The organism is Vibrio sp. 10N.261.52.A1, from assembly GCF_002876325.1.
In the GTDB taxonomy this organism is placed as follows: Bacteria; Pseudomonadota; Gammaproteobacteria; order Enterobacterales; family Vibrionaceae; genus Vibrio; species Vibrio chagasii.
Genome location: NZ_MCYD01000576.1, coordinates 1 through 1,882 on the forward strand (window position 1 = coordinate 1; position 1,882 = coordinate 1,882).

Genomic DNA, 1,882 nt, shown 5'->3' on the forward strand with positions numbered 1-1,882 from the left:
CAAGGCCAACGTTCGTGACCTCATCAAGGCGATACACTTCCTAGTGGGTGAAAAATTCACACCTTGGCCTTTAGATGACGATTTACATGTGCTCAAAGCCTCGTCAGAAGTCATAGCAGAAAGCGATTCGATACCTGCGGCATTTGAAAAAGGTGATGTGGCCTCCAATGACACTAATTCAGCAACAACAGTCAGCCAAGATTTCGGGCAAGCAGCCCAAACAAACCAAGCACAATCTCATGCGTCAAATGTTCAGGTAACTCAGAATCAAGCTATCGTGCAGAACGTATCGTGCATCAACGGTATTGTGAATCGTGATCATGCCTTCCAAGAGATTAGAAAGATCGCCGAATACTTTAAAGAGACTGAGCCTCATAGTCCTATCGCATTCTTACTCGAGCGCTCTATTCGTTGGGGATATATGAGCTTTCCTGAGTTGCTCCAAGAGATGATTGGCAATGAACAAAATGTGATTGCCCAAATCAATCAAATGACCGGAATGGACAACCTAGACAAGATGGATTTGTCAGGTAAATCGGTTCCTGTAATGACTTCTGCTCCGGAGGCAACTCCGCCAGCAAAACCGACTATTGAAGAGCCAGCGGATGTAACGTCAGTTCCCGATAGTTCAAATAGCACCACAGATACAAACCAAACATCTGAATCTACTTCCGACTCATCATCGAGCAGCCTGCAAGATTTTGAGTGGTAAAGCACATTAATGCGTCAGCAAGGAGAAAGTAATGGCTTCTATTTTTATGAGAATTGATGGTACGACACCAAAAGGTGCAGCAACCGTAGAAAAAATCGGTGGCAAAGATGGTTTCTTTGCTCTTGATAGTATTTCTTGGAGCGCTGTTCGTGGTGTTGGTATCGATGTAGGTAATGCGAACAATGCGGACCAAGGTATGGTTGCTCTTGGTGAAGTCAACATGACTCGTGGCTGTGATGGTGCAACACCACATCTAACCACATTCTTATACGCGCCAGGTCCAGAAGGTCGCACCGTTGAAATCGTGATGACAAAACCAAACCGTGAAGGTTCTGGTGCTGATCCATACCTAATTCTAACGCTAAAAATGGCTCGTATGTCTAGCTATAACATGTCAGGTACTGACGGTTCCCTTCCCAGCGAATCTTTCAGCTTAACCTACACCGAGATTTCTAAGGCTTACTACATTGAAGCAGACGGCGGTAAGATCGAGAAAGGCCCTGAGGTTGGCTTCGATGCTACTACAGCTAAAGTCACTTCGACTGCTAAGTAATTAAACAAGGAGAGTTACCGTGGCACTAAATTCCCAACATAAACGCGTAAGTAAGAACCGCGTAAGTATTACCTATGACGTTGAGACTAATGGCGCTGTAGAAACCAAAGAGCTCCCTTTTGTTGTTGGGGTTATTGGTGACTACTCAGGCCATAAACAAGACAAAGAAGAAGTGGAAGATCGTACCTTCTACAACGTTGATAAAGACAACTTCGACACAGTAATGAAGCGCGTTGGCCCTGAACTATCCCTAAAAGTAGATAACGTACTTGCTGGCGATGACAGCCAATTTGAAGCGAACCTTAAGTTCGATTCAATGAAAGACTTCGAACCTGAAGCGATCATCGAACAGGTTGAACCGCTTAAGAAACTTGTCGAAACCCGCAATCAACTGAAGGTACTTCTTTCTAAAGCCGATCGTTCTCGTGACCTAGAGAAACTGCTGAAAGAAGTTCTACAAAGTGCAGATACGATCAATGCTCTTTCTGATGAGCTTGGCATTAAAGAAGAAGGAGCTGAGTAATGAGTACTGAAACTGAAAATCAAGCGCAACCGGAAGCTGCTGAAGGCTCACTGAGCTTTCTAGACCGTGCGATTGAAGCTACCACTCAAACTCC

At 44.7% G+C, this 1,882-nt stretch carries 2 protein-coding genes and 1 pseudogene; all 3 read left to right on the top strand.

Annotation, left to right across the window (positions count from 1 at the left end; genetic code table 11):
• Positions 1 to 712 (top strand): annotated as a pseudogene (locus BCT81_RS09355) (hypothetical protein); the annotation flags it as partial.
• A gap of 31 nt (positions 713 to 743) precedes the next feature.
• Positions 744 to 1,265, top strand: coding sequence for a type VI secretion system tube protein Hcp (locus BCT81_RS09360; RefSeq protein WP_086713379.1), 522 nt, complete (start codon positions 744 to 746; stop codon positions 1,263 to 1,265).
• A gap of 19 nt (positions 1,266 to 1,284) precedes the next feature.
• Positions 1,285 to 1,788 (top strand): type VI secretion system contractile sheath small subunit, encoded by a 504-nt coding sequence (tssB, locus tag BCT81_RS09365; RefSeq protein ID WP_086713378.1) that lies wholly within the window; start codon positions 1,285 to 1,287, stop codon positions 1,786 to 1,788.
• Positions 1,789 to 1,882 lie beyond the last annotated feature (94 nt).

What these genes read in the sequence shown, in the direction of transcription:
- BCT81_RS09360 (WP_086713379.1), top strand. Translation starts at nt 744, where the DNA reads ATGGCTTCTATTTTTATGAGAATTGATGGTACGACACCAAAAGGTGCA.